The organism is Mycobacterium sp. NGS49 (assembly GCF_059812565.1).
The window spans coordinates 187,877-210,250 of sequence record NZ_JCALCX010000001.1 but is presented as its reverse complement, the minus strand read 5'-3'; the positions used below and the strand labels follow the sequence as shown (position 1 = coordinate 210,250).

Below are 22,374 nucleotides of genomic sequence, written 5' to 3'. Positions count from 1 at the left end.
ATGGGCTGGTGAGTTTGCGACACGCTGCGCTGGGCCTGTTGTCCCAGGAGTCCGGAAGCGGGTATGACCTGCTGAAACGCTTCCGCGATTCGATGGACAACATGTGGCCGGCCACCCAGAGCCAGCTGTACGGCGAGCTGAACAAGCTGGCCACCGCGGGGCTGATCGAGGTGTCCGACATGGGGCCGCGGGGACGCAAGGAGTACGCGATCACCGATGCCGGCCGTGCGGAATTGCACCGGTGGATGCTGTCGCCGCAGGAGGATCCGCCGATCCGCAACGCCGCGATGCTACGCGTTTTCCTGCTCGGCCAGCTGACACCGGACCAGGCGCGCGAATACCTGCAGTCGTTGCTGTCGGTGTCCGAGCAGGAACATGCGCATTATGAAAAAATCCTCGAATCCCACGACTGGACCGCTGACGAGGACGCCTTCTTCGCCCGTGCCGCCCTGGAGCAGGGACTGCGCTGGAGCCGGCACGAAATCGAATGGGCCAATTGGGTTCTCGCCGGCCTGGACGCGCGTTAAGCGCTGAGTGCCCGGCCCATCCGCGCGACGGCGTTGGTCAGAATCGCTTGTGAGGTCGCGAAGTTCAGTCGCACATGACCCGCACCGCCGGTGCCGAAGACGTGCCCCGAGCTGAGCGCCACCCGGGCATGGTCGCGGAACCAGCGGGCCGGCCCGGACAGATCGGACACCACCTTGATGCCTTCGGCGTGCTCTTCCTCGAAACCGAGCTCACGACAGTCCAGCCAGGCCAGGTAGGTGCCCTGCGGGCGTAGCAGCCGGACCTCCGGAAGGTGCTTCTCGACCAGATCGCTGAGCAGGGAACGGTTTTCATCCAGGCCGGCCAGCAGCGCGTCGAGCCACTCGCCGCCGTAGCTGAAGGCTGCGGTATGGGCGATGAGCCCCAGATGACTGGCGCCGTGCCCGACCTCTTCCGGCATGCTGCGCAGCTCGGCCGCCGACTCCGGGCCGGCGATGGCCAGGGCGGCCTTGAGTCCAGCCAGGTTCCACGCCTTGGAGGCTGACGTCAGGGCCAGGGCGTTCTCGGCGCCCGGCACGCTGAGGTAGGGCGTGAAGCGAGCTCCGGACAGGATGAGTGGCGCATGAATCTCATCGGACACCACTCTGATGTGGTAGCGCCGGGCTAGAGTGGCCACCGTGTGCAGCTCCTGGACGGTGTGCACCGCGCCCGTCGGATTGTGCGGATTGCACAGCAAATAGGCGACTTTGCCGTTCGGTCCGGCCGACCGGCGAGCTTTGTCGAACGCTTCTTCCAACCCGGCCAGGTCAATTCGGCCGTCGACCCCCAGCGGCGCCTCGACGACCATGCGTCCGTCGTGCGAGACGAACGCGTAAAACGGCGCGTACACCGGCGAATTGACGATGACGGCGTCGCCGCGGTCGGTGACCAGGCGCAGCAGCTCGACCACGCCGAGCATCACGTCGGGAACCACGCGGGTGCGGCCGACCGCCAGGCCGTCCCAATTCCAACGCCGGGAGGCGAATTCGCTGACTGCCTTGGCATAGCCCTTGCCGTGCGGATATCCCGTGTCGCCGGCGTCAACGGCTCGATGGATGGCCTCGGCAACCGGTGGTGCGAGGTTGACGTCCATCTCGGCGACCCACAATGGCAGTACGTCGGCCGCGTGCGCACGCCATTTCATGCTGGTGCGCCGGCGCAGCTGCGCAAGCGTCAGCTCCTCGAGCGGGTTCCCCCCTTCCCGAGTGCCCCCTTCCCGCGTGCCCCCTTCCCGCGTGCCCCCTTCCCGCGTGCCCCCTTCCCGCGAGCAGTCGCAAACTCGCACAATTTCGTCAGCCATCATGCGATTTTGCGTCTGCTCGCCAGCGGTGTCCACAGGGTGACTGGTTGATCGGAGGTGTTGCGAGCATGCTCTGGCTGTGTCGGCCGACGCGACAGCGCTGATGCAGCGGCGCGGTGGATTCGCTAAACCGCAGAGCTGCTGACGATAATGACCCGCCAGCAACTCGATGTGCAGGTCAGGGCGGGCCGCATCAGCCGGGTGTGGCATGGGGTCTACGCAGCTCGAGAGCCGAATCTGTTGGAGCGCTTGGCTGCGCTCGACATCTTCGCGGGGCAGCGTATGGTCGCGTGCCTTGGCACCGCGGCTGGTTTGTACGGATTCGACACCGAAAACACGACAGCCGTCCACGTGCTGGACCCGGGCGTCCGGATGCGCCCCTCGGTGGGTCTGATGGTCCACCAACGAATTGGTGCCCGGCTGCAGCGGGTGGGTGATCGTCTCGCGACAGCGCCGGCCTGGACGGCGGTCGAGGTTGCCAGACAACTAGGCCGTCCCCGGGCCCTGGCTACCCTGGACGCGGCTTTGCGCTCGATGCAGTGCAACGCCCGCGAGCTCGAGCGCGCCGTCGGCGAGCAGAGAGGCCGCCGCGGCATCGTTGCGGTGCGCAGCCTCTTGCCTTTCGCCGACGGGCGTGCGGAATCGGCCATGGAGAGCGAGGCGCGACTGGTGATGATCGACTCAGGGCTTCCGCTGCCCGAACTGCAATACGAGATCCGCTGCCTCGACGGCGAATTGTTTCGCGTTGACTTTGCTTGGCCCGAAATGCGTTTGGCCGCCGAATACGAGAGTATCGATTGGCATGCGGGGCGTGAGACGATGCTTCGGGACAAGGCGAAGTGGGGCGCACTGCAGGAAGTCGGGTGGACGATTGTCCCGATCGTGGTCGATGATGTCCGGCGCTACCCTGGCCGACTTGTCCAGCGGCTCGACAGTCACCTGAACCGCGGGCGCCTGGTGGGCTGACGCCAGTCGCCTCGCGAGTCAGCCCCGCGCACCTGCCCCGCGCACCTGCCCCGCGCACCTGCCCCGCGAGCAGACGCGAAATCGCACGTCTCGTGCCGAGAACGTGCGATTTCGCGTCTGCTCGCGCAACCAGGGGGGCCGCGCAACCAGGAGGCCTGCGCAACCAGGGGCCGCGGAACAAAGGTTAGGTTAGGCTGCTGAAGTGTTCACGCTGCGGTTCGACATGCGTGCGCCGGACTGGGCCGCGCCGGCCGTGGACCTGTACGCCGCCGCCATCGACATGTGCGACTGGGCGGAAACCAGGGGCGCATTGCTCGCGGTGCTCTCGGAGCATCACGGCGCCGCCGACGGTCATCTGTCGGCACCGCTGACGCTGGCGGCCGCGATCGCGGCCCGTACCCGTCAATTGGCGCTTCTCGTTGCGGCCGTGCCGGTTCCGCTGTGGGATCCGGTTCGGCTTGCCGAAGAGATCAGCGTGCTGGACCTGATCAGCCGGGGCCGGGTGTCCTACGCGCTCGGGGTGGGCCACCGTGCTGAGGAGTACGAACTCTTCGGTGTGGACATGACCGCGCGCGGCCGGCTGGCCGACGAGATCGTGGCCGTGCTGGCCCCCATGGTTCGCGGTGAGTCCGTCGCATACCGTGGTCGCCAGGTCACGGTGACCCCTCGGTGCGCGTCGACCCACGGGCCGCTCATGCTGATCGCCGGCGGCAGCAGGCCCGCCGCCCGACGCGCCGGTACCCATGGGCTCGGTGTCATCTCGCAGACCGACTCGCCGGGTCTCAAGGCGTACTACGAATCCCAGTGCCGCGCCCACGGGCATCCGCCGGGCACCTTCCAGGGCCCGGTAGCTGGCTCAGCCACAGCGGTTTTCGTCGCCGACGATGTCGACGAGGCGTGGGATGAGCTGGGCCCCCACCTGCTGCACGACGCACGCACGGCGGCGTCTTACCGGCCCCACGAAGACGCGGTCGCCAGCATTACCCGCGCCGACACCGTGGCCGCGTTGCGCGCCGAGGGCGGCCCGTACCGGATCCTGACGTGCGAAGAGGCGGCCGACTACGTAAGCGGTGGACGTCCACTCCCACTGCACCCGCTCTGCGGTGGCCTGCCGCCCGAGGTGGCATGGCCGTACCTCAAACGTGCCGCGATGGCGGTGAAGGCCGAGTGAAGGAGTCGCTGCCGTGCGTGTCGTCGTATGGTCCACGGGGGGAGTCGGTTCTATCGCCATCGACGCTGTGCGGCGCCGGCCCGACCTGGAACTCGTTGGGGTCTGGGTACATTCGCCGGAGAAGGTCGGCAAAGACGCCGGCGAGCTGGCCGGCGGCGCGCCGCTGGGACTGGCGGCCAGCGATGACGCTGCGGCGCTGATCGCCCTGCAACCCGACTGCGTGGTGTACGCGGCCAGCGGCCCCGAACGCGACGCCGCCGCGGTGCCGGACTATCTGCGGTTTCTGACCGCCGGCATCAACGTGGTATCGACGTCGTCGACGAGCCTGGTGTACCCGCCGTCGTATTTCTCGGCGCAGTGGCACGATCAACTAACGCAAGCCGCGCACGACGGCGGGGCGTCGCTCTACGTCTCGGGCATCTTCCCGGGATTCGCCTCCGATCAGCTGGCGCTGCAGCTGACGACCCAGTCCAAGAGTATCCGCCGCATCACGGTCAGCGAGGTATCGCTCAACGACCACTACCCGGTGGCGGATGTGATGATGAACGGCATGGGCTTTGGTCACCCTCTCGATTTCGAGCCCATGCTCAAGACGCCCGGATTCATCGAAATAGCTTGGAGGGCAACGCTTTACCTGATCGCCGCGGGGCTCGGCGTGCAGATCCAGGAGGTGCGCGGCACGCTGGACCGCCGACTCACCGACCGGGACATCCAGGTGGCGTTCGGCACCATCCCCGCCGGCACCTGCGGCGCCGTCCGCACCCGCGCCGCCGCAGTGGTCAACGGCGAAGAAGCCATCGTGATCGAACACATCATCCGGATGGCGCGCCACGTCGCGCCGGACTGGCCGGCATCGGAGAGCGACGCCACCTACCGCGTCGACATCGACGGTGACCCCGACGTGCACTGTTTGCTGACGCTCGGTGCCGCGGAAGGGCGCGGCGCCGGACGCGCGGCGATGGCGGCCACCGCCATGCGGGTGGTCAACGCCATCCCTTACGTTGTCGCCGCCGAACCCGGCCTGCTGAGCTCGCTGGATCTGCCGACGACCCTGCCGCGGCATGTGTTCGATTGAGCCCGCCGAGCAGACGCAAAATCGCACGTCGCCGCGCCGGCACGTGCGATTTTGCGTCTGCTCGCGAGGGGGGTGACCCGCTCGCGAGGGTGGGGTGACCCGCTCGCGCAGCAGAAACGACCCCGCCTAGGCCAACTGCACGCGGCCCGTGATCAGATCCATGATCGGCTTGCCGGGGGCGAACGATCCGGTGATCGACGCCATCGCGTGTCCCTGGTCGACGTTGAGCGTGATGCCGTTGACCGATGCCGCGGCGTCACTGTTGAGCATGATCATCGCCTTGCCGATGTCCTCGGGTGTCAGCGTTGCGCTGCCGGTGTCGTCGCGGTAGTCCTGGGCGAAGGTCAGCCACAGGTCAGCGTTGGCGCGGGCCAGGGGAGTGTCGGTGGGGCCGGGACACACCGCGTTGATCCGCACACCCTTCTTCTGGAAGGGGTAGCCCTGCCACGCGACATATCCATTGATCGCCTTCTTGCTGAACCCGTAGTGGATGATCCCCTGCGGTTCGCGCTCCTGGCACCAGTCTTGCGCGGCTTTGTAATCCGGTGTCGCCAGAAAGTCCTGGACGAGTTCCAGGTCGTTCTCCCAACCCATTCCGGCCACCGACGAGATGAAACAGATGGCCGCGCCCCGGGGCAGCAGGTCCTTGTCGAAAAGACGCTCGATCAGGTGCCGGTGCCCGATGAAGTTGACCCCCATCAGCTTTGGCCCGTCGGCCACCCCGGCGGCGGAGAACAGCTTGTCGACCGGCCCGTCGAGCTCGTCGACCGCCCGGTCAATCGAATCCGGATCACTGAGGTCCAGCGAGATCACCCGGTCGGCGTCGTAGTCCACCGGCGCGAAGTCCATCACGGTCACGTGCGCTCCGAGGGACTTTGCGATCTGCGCCGCAGCGGCGCCCATGCCGGTCGCGCCACCGACCACCAAGACCCGCCTGCCCTCGTAGCCCAATAAGTCTGACGCCGTCGTCATCGTTCCCCTTTTCGCTGGTGATTCGTCCGCAGACGTTACAGTATCCGGACCAGTTGTAAGTTTCAATCGGGACGGTTGACCGCCGTCGCTGGTCCCACGTAGCGTACGTGAGACAAATATTAGGTCGGCTGGGAGTCGCTGTGTTCACGCTGCGCTTCGACATGCGGGCTCCTGTTTTCGGGGCCGATCCGGCGGCGTTGTATGCCACCGTGCCGGAGATGTGCGCGTGGGCGGAGAACCACGGGTGCCTGGCGGCCGTCATGTGCGAACACCACGGATCCGAGGATGGCTACCTCCCGTCGCCGCTGCTTCTGGCGTCGGCCGTGGCGTCGCGGACCGAGCGGCTGGCGCTGAGCCTGATCTTGATCCTGCCGTTCTACGACCCGGTGCGCCTGGCCGAGGACATGGCTGTGCTCGACATCCTCAGCTCAGGGCGGGCGACCTACATCCTGGCGCTCGGTTACCGGCCCGAGGAGTACGAGATCTTCGGCCTGGACCTGGGCGACCGCGGCCGGTTGGCGGACGAGAAGCTGGCGCTGCTGCGCCGGCTGCTCGCCGGAGAGACGGTGGTGCAGGACGGGCGTCGGATCGCGGTGACGCCGCGGCCGCTCAGTCCTGGCGGACCGGGGATGATGTGGGGCGGCGGGAGCCTGGCCGCGGCGCGCCGGGCCGGCAGATATGGGCTCGGCATGCTGGCCAACGCGAACGTGGCGGGGATGCGCGAAACCTACGAGGCGTCGTGCCGCGAGCATGGCCATCGGCCGGGGCCGGCGTTCTTTCCCGACCGCGCCACACCGTCGGTGTGCTTCGTGGCCGCGGACGTAGACGCGGCCTGGGCTGAGCTGGGTGAGTATCTGTTGCACGACGCGCGCACCTACGCCGCCTGGAACCCCGGCAACGAGGTGTCGGCGGGTTTCACCGACGTCGATACCGTCGACGAGCTGCGTGCTGCGGCGGCTTCACACGTGATCTACTCAGTGCCGGAAGCGATTTCGCGGGTGCGGGCCGGCAAGATGCTGGCCCTGTCACCGCTGTGTGGCGGATTGCCGCCGGAGGTCGCGTGGCCCTATGTGAAGCGGGTGGGGGAGGTCGTGCTGCCCGAGGCTGCCGGGCACGCGGACAACGCGCTCGGCGAATTGTTGTCCAACAGGAACGGGTGATTGATGACTGGTGCCAGCACCACCGAGATCTATTATGACCCTTTTGATTTCGACATCGACGACGACCCGTACCCGATCTGGAGGCGAATGCGGGACGAAGTTCCGTTGTACTACAACGAAAAGTACAACTTCTACGCACTGAGCCGGTACGGGGACGTCGCTCCGGAATTGACGAACTGGGAGACCTACCGCTCGGGTCGCGGCACCACCATGGACATCATCATGAGCGGCATCCAGGTGCCGCCCGGGGTGATCCTGTTCGAGGACCCGCCGTTGCACGATCTGCATCGGCGACTGCTGTCAAGGGTTTTCACGCCTCGGCGGATGGAGGCGATCGAGCCGCTGACCCGGGATTTCTGCGTGCGCGCGCTGGACCCGCTGGTGGGCTCGGGCCGGTTCGACTTCATCGAGAATCTCGGGTCGATGATCCCGATGCGCACCATCGGCTACCTGCTGGGCATCCCGGAGGAGAACCAGGCGCAGATCCGGGATCGTGGCGGCCGAGCCATCAACCTCACCGAGGGGACCTTCCGGGCGGTCGACCACGACCTGTTCGAGAAGAGCTACGAGGTGTTCTCCGACTACATCGACTGGCGCACCGAGCATCCCTCCGACGACCTGATGACGCAGTTGCTCAACGCGGAGATCGAGGACAACGGGGTCACGCGGCGGCTGGACCGCACCGAGGTGCTGATGTACACCAGCATGATTGCCGGCGCCGGCAATGAGACGACGACCCGGCTGATCGGATTCATCGGCCAGTTGCTCGCCGAGCATCCCGACCAGCGCCGCGAGATCGTCGCCGATCCGTCGCTGATTCCGATGGCGATCGAGGAAGTGCTGCGCTACGAGGCGCCGTCGCCGGTGCAGGCGCGCCACGTCGCGCACGACGTCGAGTGCCACGGCACGATAGTCCCCGAGGGGTCGATCATGTTGCTGCTCAACGGGTCAGCCAATCGCGACGAGCGCAGGTTCGTCGACGGTGAGCGGTTCGACATCCACCGCGGCGGGGCGCATCTGAGCTTCGGGCACGGTCTGCACTTCTGTCTGGGATCGGCGTTGGCGCGAATGCAGGCGCGGGTGGCCCTCGAAGAGGTCATCAAGCGCTGGCCGGAGTGGGAGATCGACTACGCCAACGCGGTCAAGGCGCACACCAGCAGTGTGCGAGGTTGGGCCAAACTGCCCGTCATCACCGGATGACGTCCGGCCGGTCGTCAACACCGGAGTCCCCACCCGCTCGGGTAATGTCACGCCGATGGCCCCCAGGAGGTTGCCCGCAGTTGCGGTGACATTGGCCGTCGGCGCGCTGGGTACCGGTGGGTGCAGCCACTCGAGCAACGAACCTCCGCGGAGCGGCAGCGCCGTCAAGGTGACGATGACCAGCGACGGTGGCAACAACCGGTGCGTGCTGGACACCACGACGGTCGCGGCCGGCCCGGTGACGGTCACCATGTTCAACGCGAGTGCACCCGGCATCTCGCAGGTCGAGTTGCTCAAGGCTCAACGCGTCATCGGCGAGAAGGAAAACCTTGACCCGGGAGAGGATCCCGTATCCCTGACCGTCGTCCTGGACGGCGGTGATTACCAGATCTACTGCCCGGGAGCGGACGTCGAGTATCAGACCCTGACGGTTACCGGGCGCGCACCGAAGCCGCCCGCCGGCCCGGTGGCGACCATTCTCGGGCAGGGCAGCAAAGAATACGCAACCTACGTCGTCAACCAGATGCATCAGCTCGACGATGCGGTGAAGGCACTCGATGCGGCCGTGCGGGCCGGCGACGTCGGAGGCGCGAAGGCAGCGTATGCCAGGGCGCGGCCGTTCTATGAACGGGTGGAATCGAGCGTGGACGGCTTCGTGCTGCCCGGATTCACCATCGGCGACAACGCCGGAAATCTCGACTATCTGATCGATATGCGGGAGGCCACACCGGTCGATCCCAGAGTCGGCTGGAAGGGTTTTCACGCCATCGAGCGCGACCTGTGGCAGTCCGGCGCGATCACTGCCGGCACCAAGGCGCTCAGCGCCGAGTTGGCGGCCAATATAGGCATCTTGACCACCACGGTGGCCACCCAGCAGTACCGGCCCGAGGACCTGGCCAACGCCGCAGCCGACTTGATCGAAGACGTCCAGAACACCAAGATCACCGGCGAGGAAGAAGCCTTCAGCCGACTCGATTTCCTCGACTTCGCCGCCAACGTGGAAGGCGCACAACAGGCATATGCTTCGCTGCGGCCGGGACTGGACAAGATCGACAGCAACTTGGTCCAGCAGATTGACCGGCAATTCCGAGACGTGGTGGCCACATTGGACAACTATCGCGACCCGATGGTGCCGGGCGGGTATGAGCTCTATACGCAGCAACTACGGGAGCGCGACACTCCGAAGCTGGCCGCGGTCGTCCATCCCCTGCAGCAGAGTTTGGCCACGGTCGCCCAGAAGGTGGTCGTGGCGAGCTGAGGCGCCACTGTTCAAACGGCTCAAACGGGTACGGCATTCGCATGGAGATCACCATCACCTTCGTCGGGAATGCCACCACGCTGATCAGCAGCGGAGACATCACCGTGCTGACCGATCCGAACTTCCTGCACCGAGGCCAGCGTGCCTATCTGGGCCACGGCCTGGTGTCCAAGCGCCTCAAAGAGCCTGCGCTGTCGGCCGACCGGCTGCCACCGGTCGATGCCATCGTGTTGTCACACTTGCACGGCGACCATTGGGATCGGGTCACCGAAAAGCATCTGAACCGTGAGCCACTGATCCTGACCACACCGGCGGCGGCAAAGCGACTGCACTCCAAGGGATTTAACCGCGCCAGCGGTATCTCGACGTGGCAGACGCACACGATCGTCAAGGGCGACGTCCAGCTCACCGTGACGTCGTTGCCCGGGCGTCACGCCCCGATGCGGGCCACTGGTGCCGCCGGTGATGGGCAGCATGCTGGAACGGCCCGGTCGACGGGCCGCAGCTTTCACCGGCGAGATGCAGCGCCGCGGTCTGGCCGACCGGGTGATCGAGATCGAGCGGGGCGGCGCCGTCGTGCTTTATGACTGGTCGACCAGGACCGCACCCTCGGGTCGGTCGCCGAGAGTCTGCAGCTGCAGCGTGATGCTGTCACCCTGCGCAGTGAGCCGAACGATCTGAGCCAGCTCCGCAGGTGCGTCGCACTGCAGGTAGTGGTCGGCGGTCGGCACCACCCAGTAGCGGCTGCGCCCCGGCATGGCGCGCAGATACCTCTGCCAGACATGGTTGGCGACACGCAGCGGGGCGACGGTGTCGTGCACACCCCACACCAGCGTGACGTTGACGGGGAGCGCGGAAAGGTTTTCGAGCCAACTCTGCTCATCGGCCGCACGCTCGTGCAGATACTGGATGGTGTCCGGCAGCACCCGAATTCCGTCGTTGTATGCGAAGCACTTTGCCAGAGCCGCGATTTCGGGATTCTCCAGGTTGCGGCGCGGCATGAACGTGGTGAACCCGAGGCCGGCGGCCAGTAGCTCCGGTGTGGTCTCGGCGGCGGTGGCCCGGCCGGTCGGCTCGTTGAGCAGCGCGGTCTGGAATGCGGTGAGATTGGACAGCGGCAGGTACACGTTGCCGTTGGTGATGATGAGATCCGCTGGAAGCGCAGAGCTTTCGGCCAACAAACCGAGCGCGATCATGCCGACGCTGCAGCCACGGTCGTGGGTGATCATGCGGTAGTCGGTCAGGTTCCACACCTGGGTCATGGCGTGGACCAACAGGCGCGCGTCGTCGTACAAGGAGTAGACGTAGGGCTCGGGCGGCTTGTCCGACACCCCGTAGCCCGGGAAGTCCAGTGTGAAGATCTCGAACTCGTCGCTCAGTTCGCGGGCCAACGCAAAGAAGTCGATGCTCGAGGTCGGGAAGCCGTGCACGCACACCAGCGCTGGTTTCCCCGGTGTGCCGAAGCGCCGCAGGAACACGGTGACCTCTTGCCCGTCGTTGGCTTCGGTGGTTGAGCGCCAAGTCAATTCCGCTCCACCGGTGTGCCACTCGACGAAAATATCCATGGTGTCGGCCTTTCGGTCGCTAACTGAGCGGGAATGTCACGACGGCCAGCAGGAGAGGCAGCTGGTTGCCTTTGAGTTGAGGGGCCGGGAGCATGTCTGGGCCGAGGAATGAGCCGCTGAGGTAATTGTCGGCGCCCCACACCTGTGCCGCGTTGACCCGGCCCTGGTAGCTGAACCCTTCGATGACGTAAGGCAGTCCGTCGGCCTCGAACAGCGACGGCCCGCTCATGAGCTGGAAGTGCAGGTGGGGTGCGTTGGAATTGCCGGTGTTGCCCAGTTTGGCGATCTGCTGCCCCTTCGTGACCCGGTCGCCCGGTTTGACCAGCAGCGAGCCCTGAATCAGGTGCGCATACATGGCGTATACGCCGTCGCCGAGATCCACGATGATGTGGTTGCCGTCGACGTTGTCGACGGTCAGTTTGGCGGCCAGGACAGGGTCGGAGGCCGGCAGTATGCCGGGCACGTTGGCTGCCATGTTGTCCAGCGTGGAGACGATGGTGCCGTCGGCCACCGCATAGACCGCGGACCCGTAGTCGACGAAGCTCTCGTTCTTGGTCTGGTCACCGGCGTAGAAGCTGCCCTGGTCGTTCATGCGCATCCAGTCGATCGCGAAGCGCTGGCTGTTGTTGAGCTTCATGTTCAACGGAAGGATGGCATCGCGGTGCGCCCAGCCCGGATCGCAGCATCCGTTGAATGCGACCCAGTTGTTGCCTCGCAGCGGGGAGGCGATGATGCGCGGCATGCCGGCCGAGATGTCGAACGGTGCGCCCAGGGTTTCAAAGGGGCCCGGGTCTTTGGTCGCCGGGTTCGCCACACCATTGCCGTGGAACCGCAACATCACCGCTTTGGGGAAGTCGGACAGGTTGTCTTGGCGGAAATCGATGAGCAGCGATCGCGACGTCGCCGGTGCGATGGTGAAGTCCTGTGCGGGCGCGGCCGGCAGTACGCGCAGCCGGTTGCAGTCGCCGTAGTTGCAGGCGGGATCGACCAATTGGTTGCCGGAGAACGAGGCCAGCAGTTTGGTGGGGTCGCGGGCGTCGACCACGTCGACAGCGGTGAGTGTGGCGGGTTCCGCGCTCGAGTTGGTGACCTGCATGTCGAAGGCCAGATGCATTTTGTCGTCGGTGCCGGGGAAAGGGAACGTCGGCCGGCTGATCGGGGCAACCGTCAGCGGCGTGAAGGCATTGGGGACGCTGATGCCGGCCAGCGGGTCGGCTTTGGCGGGGGTGCTGGTGGCGGCGGGTTGCTTCGGCGACGTCGCGCACGCGGCCAGCACCAGGACGAACCCGAGGACCACCAGATGCCGCAGCTTCACCATCGGGTGAGCATAGTATTCCCGCGCGGCGTCGCGGCTGCTTACCATGCTGGGCATGTTCAACACGCGGGTCATCGGGCTTGCCGAGTACCGGATGAGCGCAGACGAACCCGGCGTGCTCACCGCCCGCTACCTGACTGCGGGCGCCCGGACAGTGGGCTCCGGACGCGCGCAGGGTGACGGCTCGGCGGGCTTGGTCGGCCACTACCGGGTCCGATACCTCGACGGCGCAGGCGAATTCACCGGAGACCTTGATCTGGAGATCCAGCAAGCCGGGGAGGGCTATCGCCTGACCTGGCGGCACCGCCGCGAGAATGTGGCGCTTCCGGTGGCCATTGGAGAGGTGGTCTACGAAGGCATCGGGTTGCGCACCGGTGACGACGCGATGGCCATCACGTACTGGATGGCCGAAAAGCCGACGTCGGCGATCGAGCTCCGGCCGCTGCTCTGAGGAGGGTTCACGTGAGACGCATACTGCCGGCGTTCGCCGTTGTGCTGTTGGTGCTTACCGGCTGCGGGAACACGTCCTCACCGCGGCTGTGGGGTGCGTTCACCGAACGCGGCTTGGCCAACATCCCGATGAAGCCGGGGCGCAACACACGGTTGTTCACCGACGTCAACCTGGACGCCCATGGCTATATCAAGTACGACAAGGCAACGGGGCACTTCACTCTCGAACCCGGCAGCTACCGGGTCGACGGCTGGTCGGTGACGACGTTCGGGTTCAAGCTGACTCCGGAACAGCGGGCCGCCGCATACTCGGCGCCCGGCTACGCCTTCGTCTGGAACGTCGACAAGAACGACGTGGAAGTTCTTGCTTCCGTTCAGGATCCGCTCTATTCGTCGCCGAGCACCATCCATGGTGTGCTCAAAGTGGAGCGCACCAGTCAGTACTATTTCGGCCACCAGAACGGTGACAAGGTCGAGGGAATCAGCCTGCAGCTCGAAACACCGATCAGCGGCAATGCTTTCGCGCAGTTGGTCATCGAGCGACTGTGACGGGATCGAATAGCAATTGCGTTACGACGGCACATCGCTAGTCAAAAAGATCGATAACGAATCTCCAACTCTCGGCCGTGTCACGCGAAAATCAGTCGTCGATCGCTTCAGCCACGCCTGGGAGACAGGGGGATCGTGCTCAATCGGTTCCGCGTTGCTCTGGTCGTGGCCGTCGCGCTGTGTGTCGGTGGCGGCCTCGCCGCCGCCGACCCCGGAGGTATGCCGAGCGTGGTGACGTCGGCCTGCGAGCAGCGCACACTGGTGTTGACGGCTTTTCCGGCCGAAGCCGACGCGGTGCTCGCCCACACCATGCTGGAACCGAATCCCGTTGGCGTCTACGACAGACAGTACTACTACCGCGGTTCGATCGCCGGCAAGAAGGTGCTGGTCGCAATGACTCGTATCGGCCTGGTGAACGCCACCGACGTCACCGAGGCCGCGTTGAACCGCTTCACTTGCGCGTCGGGCACTTCCATTGGTGCGGTGATCTTTTCGGGTGTGGCCGGCGGAGCCGGCCGGACCAGCGTCGGCGATGTGGCGGTACCGGCACAGTGGACCCTCGACAACGGGGCAACGTACACGCCCGTCGACCCCGGGATGCTCGCTGTGGCACAGACGTTGAGCGTGCACCTCAGTAGCGTCAACACACTGGGCAACCCGATCTGCCTGTGCCGTCACGTCCCCACCGTCAAGCTGAACGACCTGCATCGCCAGCCGCAGCTCTTCGTCGGAGGCAACGGTTACAGCAGCGACTCCAACAACGGCCAGGCCTTTCCTTGTGTGCCCAATGCCGGTGACGTCTTCGGCTGCCAGCCGTGCAGTCCGCCGGGCCGGTCGTTGTTCTACACCGGCAACTTCTTTCAGGCGATCGGGCCGTGGATTGCCAAAGGGCTGCTGAGCAATCTGAATATCCAGACCGCCGAGAACCCTGCGTACGACGCGGTGGACCAGGAGACCGCCGCATCATTGGCCGTCGCCACCGCGCACGGGGTGCCGTTCCTGGGTATCCGCGGAATGTCGGACGGCCCGGGTGACCCTTTGGGACTGCCGGGCTTTCCGTTTCAGTTCTTCTTCTACAAGCAACTCGCCGCGGACAACGCCGCGCGGGTGGTGGAGGCGTTCATGGCCGCCTGGGTGGGTCCGTGAAGCCGCCTCGACAAGAGTTGTCGCTGCGAGTCGGACGCGCAGAAAATTGCTCTGCGCCGCAGCGCTATTCGACCCCGCGGGCAACAGACCGCGACGGATCCGAACTCCATTCCGACCATGAGCCTGGATACAGCGCCGCCCGCTGACCCGTGGCTGCGAGCGCGGCGATGATGACCGTGGCACTGACGCCTGAGCCGCAGTACGCTCCCACGGGTAGCGAAGAATCGATGCCACGATCAGCAAGTAACCGAATCAGCGCGTCATCGTCGAGAAACGTGCCGTCAGCCTGCAACAGTTCCACGAATGGAAAGTTCTTCGCCCCGGGGATATGGCCGGCCGCGGCGTCAACGGGTTCGCTGTCGCCGCGATAGCGCTCGGGCGCGCGCGCATCGAACAGCGGCACGCTCAGCGTTCGCTCCGCGGTCAACGTCGGCTGACTGCCGTCGTACAAATTCTCGTGCGGCACAGTCACATTCCCAGCCGTCACCTCGGCAGCCCCAGATTCGATGCTGCCCGCCCAGGAGCGCCAGGCGGCCAGGCCGCCGTCCAGAATGCGCACGTTCGTCAGTCCCGCGGCCGTCAACACCCACCACGCCCTACTGGATGCCATCCGATTCCAGTCGTCGTATGCCACGATCAGGTCTTCCTGGCGAACTCCCCACCGCCGCAACGCGTTCTGCAAGTCGCCGCCGGACGGTAGCGGGTGCCGGCCCCGCCCGGCGAGCGTGTGGTCGCTGAGCTCGTCCTCCAGCGACACATAGACCGCGCCGGGGACGTGTCCCTCGAGGTAAGCCGCACGCCCGTCGGGCGCGTCGAGTTGCCATCGCACATCGAGGATTGTCAGCGGTTCGCCAGCCTGGATGAGGTTGGCCAGCTCGGCGGCGGTGATCAATACTTGGCTTCGGGCATTCATCGGGTCACCTCCTCTGGTGGTTCCGCATCAACGACCGTATCTTCCGGAGAGAACGGTGCTGTTGGCACGCCTGCTGAATCCCGGGAAGGTGAACCACATGGCGGCGCGACGGTATTTCCGGTACTGGGCGGCGGGGGCGGTGGTCCTCGGCTGTGCCACCGCCGTCCCGGCTGCGGCGATACCGAATACCAGGTGCGCGCTCACGACGCCCGTGCAGGAAGTGCAGCACGTGTCGCAACTGCCGAGCGAGCTGCGCGCACTGCTGCCGCCGATCGCCGACATCGATGCACCTTTCAACAAGACCGACTCGGTTGACGACCCGACCCTGCCATTCCGTCGCCTGATTCGTGCGGGAAACCGGGGCAACGACTGGTTCGTCTGGTACGAGCGCGGCGGGATCGGCTACTTCTGGCAGGCCGTCGTCGCGCGCGTCACGTCCGGTAGTCCGCCCACCGTATTGGCCAATGCCGGCACCATTTCCGACACCCTGTGCACGGTCACGGACGGCGTCTACGCCGGCCAAGTCCCGCCTTATCCGCAAGGCGCGTGGGCGGTCACCGGCTTCTAGATCAGGTGTGGCGTCGCCGCCAGGTACACCTAGGCGATGCCACCCGCACCGCCGACGCCACCGCCGCCGACGATGCCTCCCGCAATGCCGCCTATGCCGCCGGCACCACCGTTAGGGCCAGTAGGTCCAACCCCGGCGCCACCGGCCGTGCCATCCTTGCCGGGACCGCCTGGCTGACCGCCATTGCCGTTTCCACTCGTGCCGCCGTCGCCACCACTGCCGCTCTTCCCGCCGTCACTGCCGTCGCCCCCGGTGCCGCCGATGCCGCCGGTGCCGGTTGCGGTGCCGCCCTTACCGCCATTGGCGATGGTTGAGCTGGCCGAACTGCTGCCGCCACCGGTCTGCCCGCCGGCACCGCCTTTGCCGCCGTTGCCGGCCCCGGCCGTTCCGTTGCCGCCATCGCCACCCTTGCCGCCGGCGGCGCCGTTGGCGTTTGTGCCGCCGTCGCCGCCGTCGCCGGCAACACCGTTCGTGAGGGCATTGGCCCCACCGGCGCCGCCGTTGCCGCCGTTGGCGCCACCGAGGTTGTTGCCCCCTGCGCCGCCGTCGCCACCGTTGCCGCCCTTGCCGAAGATCGAGTCGCCGCCGCGCCCGCCGCCGCCACCTGCCCCAGAGTCAGCACCTGACCCGCCCTTGCCGCCGTCACCGCTGGCTACGCCTGCTGTGGTGCTGACGCCACCTGTGCCGCCGGTGTTGCCATTGCCCCCGTTGCCGCCGGCGCCACCGAATCCGCCGGTACCGCCGTTGCCGGAGCCCAGTGCCGCGCCGCCGTCGCCGCCGTCACCGCCTTTGCCGCCTAGCCCGCCGTTCCCGCCGCTGAAGCCGTCGCCGGTGCCGGTTCCAGTCCCGCCAGGACCGCCGAATGCGCCTGCGCCGCCTTTGCCGCCGTTTCCACCGGTGCCACCGTTGCCGCCTATCCCGCCAGTACCTGAGGCGCCGCCAGCGCCGCCCTTTCCGGCATTGCCGCCGGCGCCTCCATCGCCGCCGGCGGCAATGGTGCCACCGCTGTTGCCGGTGGCTCCGTTGCCGCCGTCACCGCCTCTGCCGCCGGCACCCCCGTTGCCGTTGATGCCGCCCGCAGGTGCGTTGCCGCCGGCACCGCCGGAACCGCCGCTGCCACCCGTGGCACCATCGCCCCCGTCACCGCCGATGCCGACGGCGCTTTTGCCGGGGCCGCCGGAACCCCCGGCACCGCCGACGCCACCGTTGCCGCCGGTGCCCGCTTTGCCGGTAGCGCCCGCGTTGCCGGCGTTGCCGCTGCCGGTGCCGGCTTGTCCGCCGGCACCGCCGAAGCCCGCGTTCCCGCCGTCGCCGCCGTTGCCGCCGTTGCCGCCGTTGCCGCCGTTGATACCCGCCCCGCTGATGGTGCCCGCGCCGCCGTTGCCGCCGTTGGCACCGGTGCCGCCCGTGCCGCCGTCGCCGCCGTCGCCGTTGGTGCCGCCGGCGCCGGCGTTGCCGCCGTTGCCGCCGGTGCCGCCCTGGCCGCCCGCCGTGCCCGCGCCACCTATAGCGCCAGTGGTGCCATTGGAACCCACCATGCCTGCGCCGCCCTGACCGCCTGTGCCGCCGGTGCCGCCGGTGCCGGCAGTGCCGTTATCGCCCGTTTTGCCCGCGGCGCCGCTGCCGGAGCCGCCAGCTCCGCCAGCTCCGCCAGCGCCGGCGTCGCCGCCGTTGCCGCCGGTTCCGCCGGTACCGGCGCCGCTGCCGGTGTCGGTGGTACCGGTTGCGCCGGCACCGCCTTCACCGCCCGTCCCCCCTCGACCCCCGGTTCCGCCGGCGCCGTTGAATCCACCGGCGCCGGCATTGCCGCCGGTACCGCCCGTGCCGCCTTGACCGCCAGCCGTGCCCGCGCCACCGGTGGCACCCGTAGCGCCGGCGGCGTTGACTCCGGCCTGGCCCGTGCCGCCTTGGCCGCCGGTGCCGCCGGTGCCGCCCGTGCCCGCTTTGCCGTTGGCGCCCGCGTCGCCCGCGGTGCCGATGCCGCTTCCTGCCTGTCCTCCGACGCCGCCCGCTCCGGCATCGCCGCCGGTGCCGCCGGTTCCGCCGTTGCCGGCGCCGCTACCGCTGTCGGTGGTCCCGGTGCCGCCCTGGCCACCGTGACCGCCGGTGCCGCCGACCCCGCCGGTACCGCCAAAACCGTTGCTGCCGCCGGCGCCGGCGCTGCCGCCGGTACCGCCCGCGCCGCCTTGCCCGCCGGCCGTGCCGGCGCCGCCGGTGGCGCCGCTGGTGCCGGTGGCATCAGCGCCCGCTCTGCCGGCCCCGCCCTGACCGCCGGTCCCGCCGTCGCCGCCGATACCGTCGTCGCCAGTCGCGCCCACGTTGCCCGCGGCGCCGCTGCCGCTGCCTGCCTGTCCGCCGGCGCCGCCCGTCCCGGCGTTGCCGCCGTTGCCGCCGGTTCCGCCGATACCGGCGCCACTACCGGTGTCGGTTGTCCCGGTGCCGCCGTGACCGCCGCGGCCGCCGCGTCCGCCGGTGCCGCCGGCGCCGCCGTCACCGTTGATGCCGCCGGCGCCGGCACTGCCGCCGGCGCCGCCCGCGCCGCCCTGGCCGCCCGCGTTGCCGGCGCCACCGGTGGCGCCGGTCGCGCCAGACGCGTCAATGCCGGCAATCCCGGTCCCGCCTCGTCCACCGGTGCCGCCGGTTCCGCCGTTGCCCGCATTTCCGGTGGCGCCCACCAGCCCGGCTGTGCCGGTGCCGGTGCCGGCTTGGCCGCCGCTGCCTCCGGCGCCGGCGTCGCCGCCGAAGCCGCCGGTTCCGCCAATGCCGGCGCCGCTGCCGGTGTCGGCAGTCCCGGTGCCCCCGCGACCACCGGTTCCGCCGGTGCCGCCGACCCCGCCAACCCCGCCGTCGCCATTGGTGCCGCCGGCACCTGCGCTGCCGCCGTTGCCGCCCTGGCCACCTTGCCCGCCCGCGGTTCCGGAGCCACCCGTCGCGCCGGTGACGCCGGTGGCGTCGGTGCCCGCGAGCCCGGCGCCGCCTCGGCCGCCGGCCCCGCCAACCCCGCCGTTACCCGCCTCACCCAGGCGGCCGCTGCGCCCGGCGCCAGTGCCGGCCAAGCCGCCGTCACCCGCGTCGCCGCCGGCTCCGCCGGTGCCGCCGGTGCCCGCGCCGCTGCCGGTGTCGTCGGCTCCGATGCCGCCCTGCCCGCCAACCCCGCCGTTACCACCGAGACCGCCGCTGCCGTTGGTGCCGCGGAGGCCGGCTGAACCGCCCTGTCCGCCGGCTCCGCCCGTGCCGCCGTTGTATCCCGTGCTGCCCACGGCACTGCCGGCATCGCCGGCGCCACCGTCTCCGCCGGCACCGCCCGCTCCGCCGTGCCCGGACGCGCCCGCGGCACCGGGCCGCCCGAAGTGCCGCGTAGACCCGCCCGCGCCCCCGGCGCCGGCGTCGCCACCGTTCCCGCCTGCACCGCCTGCATAGCCATCGTGGCCGACACCCGCAGCGCCGTCGGCGCCAATGCCGCCAGCACCGCCGTTGCCGCCGATGCCGCCCTTGCCGCCGGTGCCGAACAGCAGCCCACTGTCGGTGCCACCGGCGCCACCGGCACCGCCCGCCCCACCATGGCCGCCGGCCCCGCCGTCGCTGCCCACATCCGCGATGCCCGGGCCGCCGATGCCGCCGCCGCCGCCATGCCCGCCCCGGCCGCCGGTGCCGAGCATCAGCCCACGATCGGCGCCGCCGGCCCCGCCGGCACCACCCGCTCCACCGTCACCGCCGACGCCGCCGGCTCCGCCGAACCCGCCCGCGCCCCCGGCCCCGCCGGTTCCGCCGAACAACGCCCGGTTGGCCCCGCCGGCCCCACCGCCCCCGCCGGCACCACCGAGCCCGCCGGGGGTCGTGGCGGCACCGCCGGCGCCACCGTTACCGCCGGCTCCGCTGTGTCCCCACAACAGCCCGCCGCTGCCGCCGGCGCCGCCGCTTCCACCGGTTGCGCCGGCGGCCGTGGCCGCGCCGCCCGCGCCTCCGATCCCGCCGCGACCGATCAACCCGGCCGAGCCACCGGCGCCGCCGCTGCCACCGGGTGCACCGGACCCGCCGTTGCCGCCGTTGCCGAACAAGATCCCGCCGTCGCCGCCGGCGGCGCCGCTGCCCGCCGCGCCATTGGCGCCGTTACCGATCAGTGGGCGCCCCAGCAATGTCTGAGCAGGGGCATTGATCGCACCCAACAGGTTGCGTTCCAGGCTCTGCAGCGAAGCGTTGGACGCCTCGGCCACGGCATACGCGTTGTTGCCCGCGCGCAACGTCTGAACAAACTGGTCATGGAAGACGGCCATGCGCCCGCCGAGAGCCTGATAATCCTGGGCGTACCTGCCAAACAGCCGTGCGATCGCCTCGGATACCTCATCGGAGGCCGCCGTCGCAACTGTCGTCGTCGAAGGCCCCGCGAGCGCATTGGCCGACCTGAGCGCCTCTCCGATTCCCGACACGTCCGCCGATATGGCGGCCACCGCGTCAGGTACTGCACGCACGAACGAAGACAATTCTCGGCTCCCATCTCCAGGCCCGATTCATTGGAGTGCCAGCGCAGCGAACGGTACGCGCGGTGGAATTCGAGCGCGTGAAATTGGGAAATCTCGGGTTCTTGAATTCTCGGAGCACAAACTCCGCGTCGCACAGCGGAGTTCACGCTCCGGGAGGCCACGCCTCCCAGCGGATCATGCTGCGCAGCGGTCCGGCGAACACCGGGCGCACTTCGCCCGATCGCCACCGCTTCTCCACCAGGGGCGCCAGCGCAGCGGTCACGGCCAGCGGGTCGTCGTCGAGGTAGACGACGGTGACGTAGTGCGGGTCGGTCCGCCAGCCACGCGGGCTCGGCGTGCAGATCGAGCCGAACGTCCACACCCCGGCAGCGCCGGGCGTCGCAAGCAGCTCGGGGCAGTGTTCGGCGTGCAACCACCGCAGCCAGCGCTCCGGCCGCTCGCCGGTGGGCTCCGCCGGTTCTTCCAGGATCAGCAGCACGCCGCGGTGCGGACGAAACGGCACCACCTGCGCCGAAACCAGCGCCCGGGGCGCCGAATCCCATTGCAACAAGGCAAGACCCGAGATCTGCAGCAACGGCCGCATGGCCGGCATGCGACCGTTCTCCCGCAGCACGCGGCCGAGTCCGACGAAGTCGCGCAAGGTCTCGGAGACAGGTTCGCCGACCAGGTAGTGGACGACGTTGGCGATCTCTGCCAGCGGTCCGTGCCCGGCGATGCGATGTGACGGGTAGTCGCCGTCGGCGATCCAGCGCAGCCCGTGCACGATGCCCGGCAGTTGGTATTGCTCGGGCTGGTGATCGAGCAGATGCCAGCGCAGGTAACCGTCGTCGGTTGGCGCGGCGGCGGTGAGACTGAAAATCCCGGCCCTGACCCGGTTCATCCGGCGGTCAACTCCGCCAGCGCCTGCAGGCCCTCCAGGTAGTGCTGCAACGAGGTGTGCGTGAGCGTGACGCTGACAACGGTGGCGCCATGGGTGACGGTTTCGGCGATCAGGTCCCGGGTCCGCTCGGGGTGACTGAGCGGATCCAACCGGTGTGCGGGCCCCAACACCACGTCGAACCCGGGCGGAAGCGCGAAGCGCCCCAACCATTCTCGCGCCTGCTGCAGGCTCACATGGAACGGCGCCCAGCCGTCGGCCAGGGTGACGGCCCGGCGTAGCGACCGCAACGTGCGTCCGCCGATCCAGAGCGGCACGCGCGGCTGCACCGCGCAGGGGTCGACGACCATGCCGTCGAACGAGTAGAACTCGCCGTGATAGGCCGGCTCTGGCACCGACAAGGCGGCGCGAAGCGCCCGCAGAGCATCGTCGGCGCGCGGCCCACGATCCTGGAACGGGGCGCCGATCAGGTCGAACTCCTCCTTGAGTGAGCCGACACCCACACCGAGGATCAGCCTGCCGTTGCTGATCTTGTCCAGGGTGCCGTAACGCTTGGCGATCTCCAGCGGATGGTGATAACCGAGCACCAAGACGTTGGTGGCCAACCGGATTCGCTGCGTGCGGGCGGCCAGATAGCCGAAGGTGGAAAGCGGGTCCCAGTAGCGCGCGCCGCGGCGGGCTTGCTCGCCGGCGGGCAGGGCGATGTGCTCACTGCAGGTGAGATGGTGATAGCCGAGTCGGTCGGCGGCCTCGGCGACTTGCGCGAGGTCCTCGATCGTCGCATCGATCTCCCAGTCGGCGCTCGCCCCGGGGAACAGGGTCACCACCGGCGTGGCGATCGATAGTCTCGCGGACAACTTTGCGGTCACCGTGCTCATCGGGC

Annotated in this window: 19 protein-coding genes and 1 pseudogene; 12 read left to right on the top strand and 8 right to left on the bottom strand. The window is 68.5% G+C overall.

What is annotated here, in order from left to right; translation table 11 throughout:
• Window positions 1-8 precede the first annotated feature (8 nt).
• Window positions 9-527, top strand: a complete 519-nt coding sequence (locus tag AC5Y7D_RS00995) for a PadR family transcriptional regulator (protein WP_499920654.1) — start codon at window positions 9-11, stop codon at window positions 525-527.
• On the opposite strand, the gene AC5Y7D_RS00990 is transcribed toward AC5Y7D_RS00995, so the two are convergent.
• Entirely contained in the window at window positions 524-1,669 is a 1,146-nt protein-coding gene (locus tag AC5Y7D_RS00990) for a MalY/PatB family protein (protein ID WP_499920942.1), read from the bottom strand. The genes AC5Y7D_RS00995 and AC5Y7D_RS00990 overlap by 4 nt on opposite strands.
• Before the next feature lie 259 nt (window positions 1,670-1,928).
• Between AC5Y7D_RS00990 and AC5Y7D_RS00985 the strand changes: the two are divergent.
• From AC5Y7D_RS00985 to AC5Y7D_RS00975, 3 genes and pseudogenes are all read left to right on the top strand, one after another.
• A pseudogene (locus AC5Y7D_RS00985) lies at window positions 1,929-2,791 on the top strand (type IV toxin-antitoxin system AbiEi family antitoxin).
• Between the two features lie 202 nt (window positions 2,792-2,993).
• Window positions 2,994-3,962, top strand: a complete 969-nt coding sequence (locus tag AC5Y7D_RS00980; protein ID WP_499920653.1) for an LLM class flavin-dependent oxidoreductase — start codon at window positions 2,994-2,996, stop codon at window positions 3,960-3,962.
• A 13-nt stretch (window positions 3,963-3,975) separates the two neighbouring features.
• Complete coding sequence (locus tag AC5Y7D_RS00975) at window positions 3,976-5,037, top strand: NAD(P)H-dependent amine dehydrogenase family protein (RefSeq protein WP_499920651.1); 1,062 nt, start codon at window positions 3,976-3,978, stop codon at window positions 5,035-5,037.
• Between the two features lie 126 nt (window positions 5,038-5,163).
• On the opposite strand, the gene AC5Y7D_RS00970 is transcribed toward AC5Y7D_RS00975, so the two are convergent.
• A complete protein-coding gene (locus AC5Y7D_RS00970; protein WP_499920649.1) occupies window positions 5,164-6,009 on the bottom strand; it encodes an SDR family oxidoreductase in 846 nt (281 codons plus the stop codon).
• A 140-nt stretch (window positions 6,010-6,149) separates the two neighbouring features.
• On the opposite strand from AC5Y7D_RS00970, the gene AC5Y7D_RS00965 reads away from it, so the two are divergent.
• From AC5Y7D_RS00965 to AC5Y7D_RS00950, 4 genes are read left to right on the top strand one after another with little or no spacing between them, the layout of a single operon-like run.
• Window positions 6,150-7,169, top strand: coding sequence for an LLM class flavin-dependent oxidoreductase (locus AC5Y7D_RS00965; RefSeq protein WP_499920647.1), 1,020 nt, complete (start codon window positions 6,150-6,152; stop codon window positions 7,167-7,169).
• A gap of 3 nt (window positions 7,170-7,172) precedes the next feature.
• Window positions 7,173-8,369 carry a cytochrome P450 gene (locus AC5Y7D_RS00960; RefSeq protein ID WP_499920645.1) on the top strand — a complete coding sequence of 399 codons (1,197 nt, stop codon included), beginning with the start codon at window positions 7,173-7,175 and terminating at the stop codon, window positions 8,367-8,369.
• Window positions 8,370-8,424: 55 nt separating this feature from the next.
• Complete coding sequence (gene efeO / locus AC5Y7D_RS00955; protein WP_499920643.1) at window positions 8,425-9,627, top strand: iron uptake system protein EfeO; 1,203 nt, start codon at window positions 8,425-8,427, stop codon at window positions 9,625-9,627.
• A 41-nt stretch (window positions 9,628-9,668) separates the two neighbouring features.
• Complete coding sequence (locus AC5Y7D_RS00950; RefSeq protein ID WP_499920639.1) at window positions 9,669-10,214, top strand: MBL fold metallo-hydrolase; 546 nt, start codon at window positions 9,669-9,671, stop codon at window positions 10,212-10,214.
• Here the strand turns inward: AC5Y7D_RS00950 and AC5Y7D_RS00945 are convergent.
• Complete coding sequence (locus AC5Y7D_RS00945) at window positions 10,209-11,192, bottom strand: alpha/beta fold hydrolase (RefSeq protein ID WP_499920636.1); 984 nt, start codon at window positions 11,190-11,192, stop codon at window positions 10,209-10,211. The genes AC5Y7D_RS00950 and AC5Y7D_RS00945 overlap by 6 nt on opposite strands.
• Before the next feature lie 19 nt (window positions 11,193-11,211).
• Entirely contained in the window at window positions 11,212-12,510 is a 1,299-nt protein-coding gene (locus AC5Y7D_RS00940; protein ID WP_499920634.1) for a M23 family metallopeptidase, read from the bottom strand.
• A 52-nt stretch (window positions 12,511-12,562) separates the two neighbouring features.
• On the opposite strand from AC5Y7D_RS00940, the gene AC5Y7D_RS00935 reads away from it, so the two are divergent.
• From AC5Y7D_RS00935 to AC5Y7D_RS00925, 3 genes are all read left to right on the top strand, one after another.
• Window positions 12,563-12,958, top strand: coding sequence for a hypothetical protein (locus tag AC5Y7D_RS00935; protein ID WP_499920632.1), 396 nt, complete (start codon window positions 12,563-12,565; stop codon window positions 12,956-12,958).
• Window positions 12,959-12,969: 11 nt separating this feature from the next.
• Window positions 12,970-13,506, top strand: a complete 537-nt coding sequence (locus tag AC5Y7D_RS00930) for a hypothetical protein (RefSeq protein ID WP_499920630.1) — start codon at window positions 12,970-12,972, stop codon at window positions 13,504-13,506.
• 135 nt (window positions 13,507-13,641) lie between these two features.
• Window positions 13,642-14,652, top strand: a complete 1,011-nt coding sequence (locus AC5Y7D_RS00925; RefSeq protein WP_499920628.1) for a 5'-methylthioadenosine/S-adenosylhomocysteine nucleosidase family protein — start codon at window positions 13,642-13,644, stop codon at window positions 14,650-14,652.
• 64 nt (window positions 14,653-14,716) lie between these two features.
• Here the strand turns inward: AC5Y7D_RS00925 and AC5Y7D_RS00920 are convergent, their stop codons facing one another.
• Complete coding sequence (locus AC5Y7D_RS00920; protein WP_499920626.1) at window positions 14,717-15,565, bottom strand: sulfurtransferase; 849 nt, start codon at window positions 15,563-15,565, stop codon at window positions 14,717-14,719.
• Between the two features lie 97 nt (window positions 15,566-15,662).
• On the opposite strand from AC5Y7D_RS00920, the gene AC5Y7D_RS00915 reads away from it, so the two are divergent.
• Window positions 15,663-16,133: a hypothetical protein gene (locus AC5Y7D_RS00915; RefSeq protein WP_499920624.1), complete on the top strand. Its 471-nt coding sequence runs from the start codon at window positions 15,663-15,665 to the stop codon at window positions 16,131-16,133.
• A gap of 29 nt (window positions 16,134-16,162) precedes the next feature.
• Here AC5Y7D_RS00915 and AC5Y7D_RS00910 read toward each other — a convergent pair whose 3' ends face one another.
• From AC5Y7D_RS00910 to AC5Y7D_RS00900, 3 genes are all read right to left on the bottom strand, one after another.
• Window positions 16,163-20,602 (bottom strand): PE family protein, encoded by a 4,440-nt coding sequence (locus AC5Y7D_RS00910; RefSeq protein ID WP_499920621.1) that lies wholly within the window; start codon window positions 20,600-20,602, stop codon window positions 16,163-16,165.
• Between the two features lie 154 nt (window positions 20,603-20,756).
• Entirely contained in the window at window positions 20,757-21,494 is a 738-nt protein-coding gene (locus AC5Y7D_RS00905; RefSeq protein WP_499920619.1) for a hypothetical protein, read from the bottom strand.
• Entirely contained in the window at window positions 21,491-22,369 is an 879-nt protein-coding gene (locus tag AC5Y7D_RS00900; protein ID WP_499920617.1) for an LLM class F420-dependent oxidoreductase, read from the bottom strand. Before AC5Y7D_RS00900 ends, AC5Y7D_RS00905 begins: the two co-directional genes overlap by 4 nt.
• Window positions 22,370-22,374: the final 5 nt, after the last annotated feature.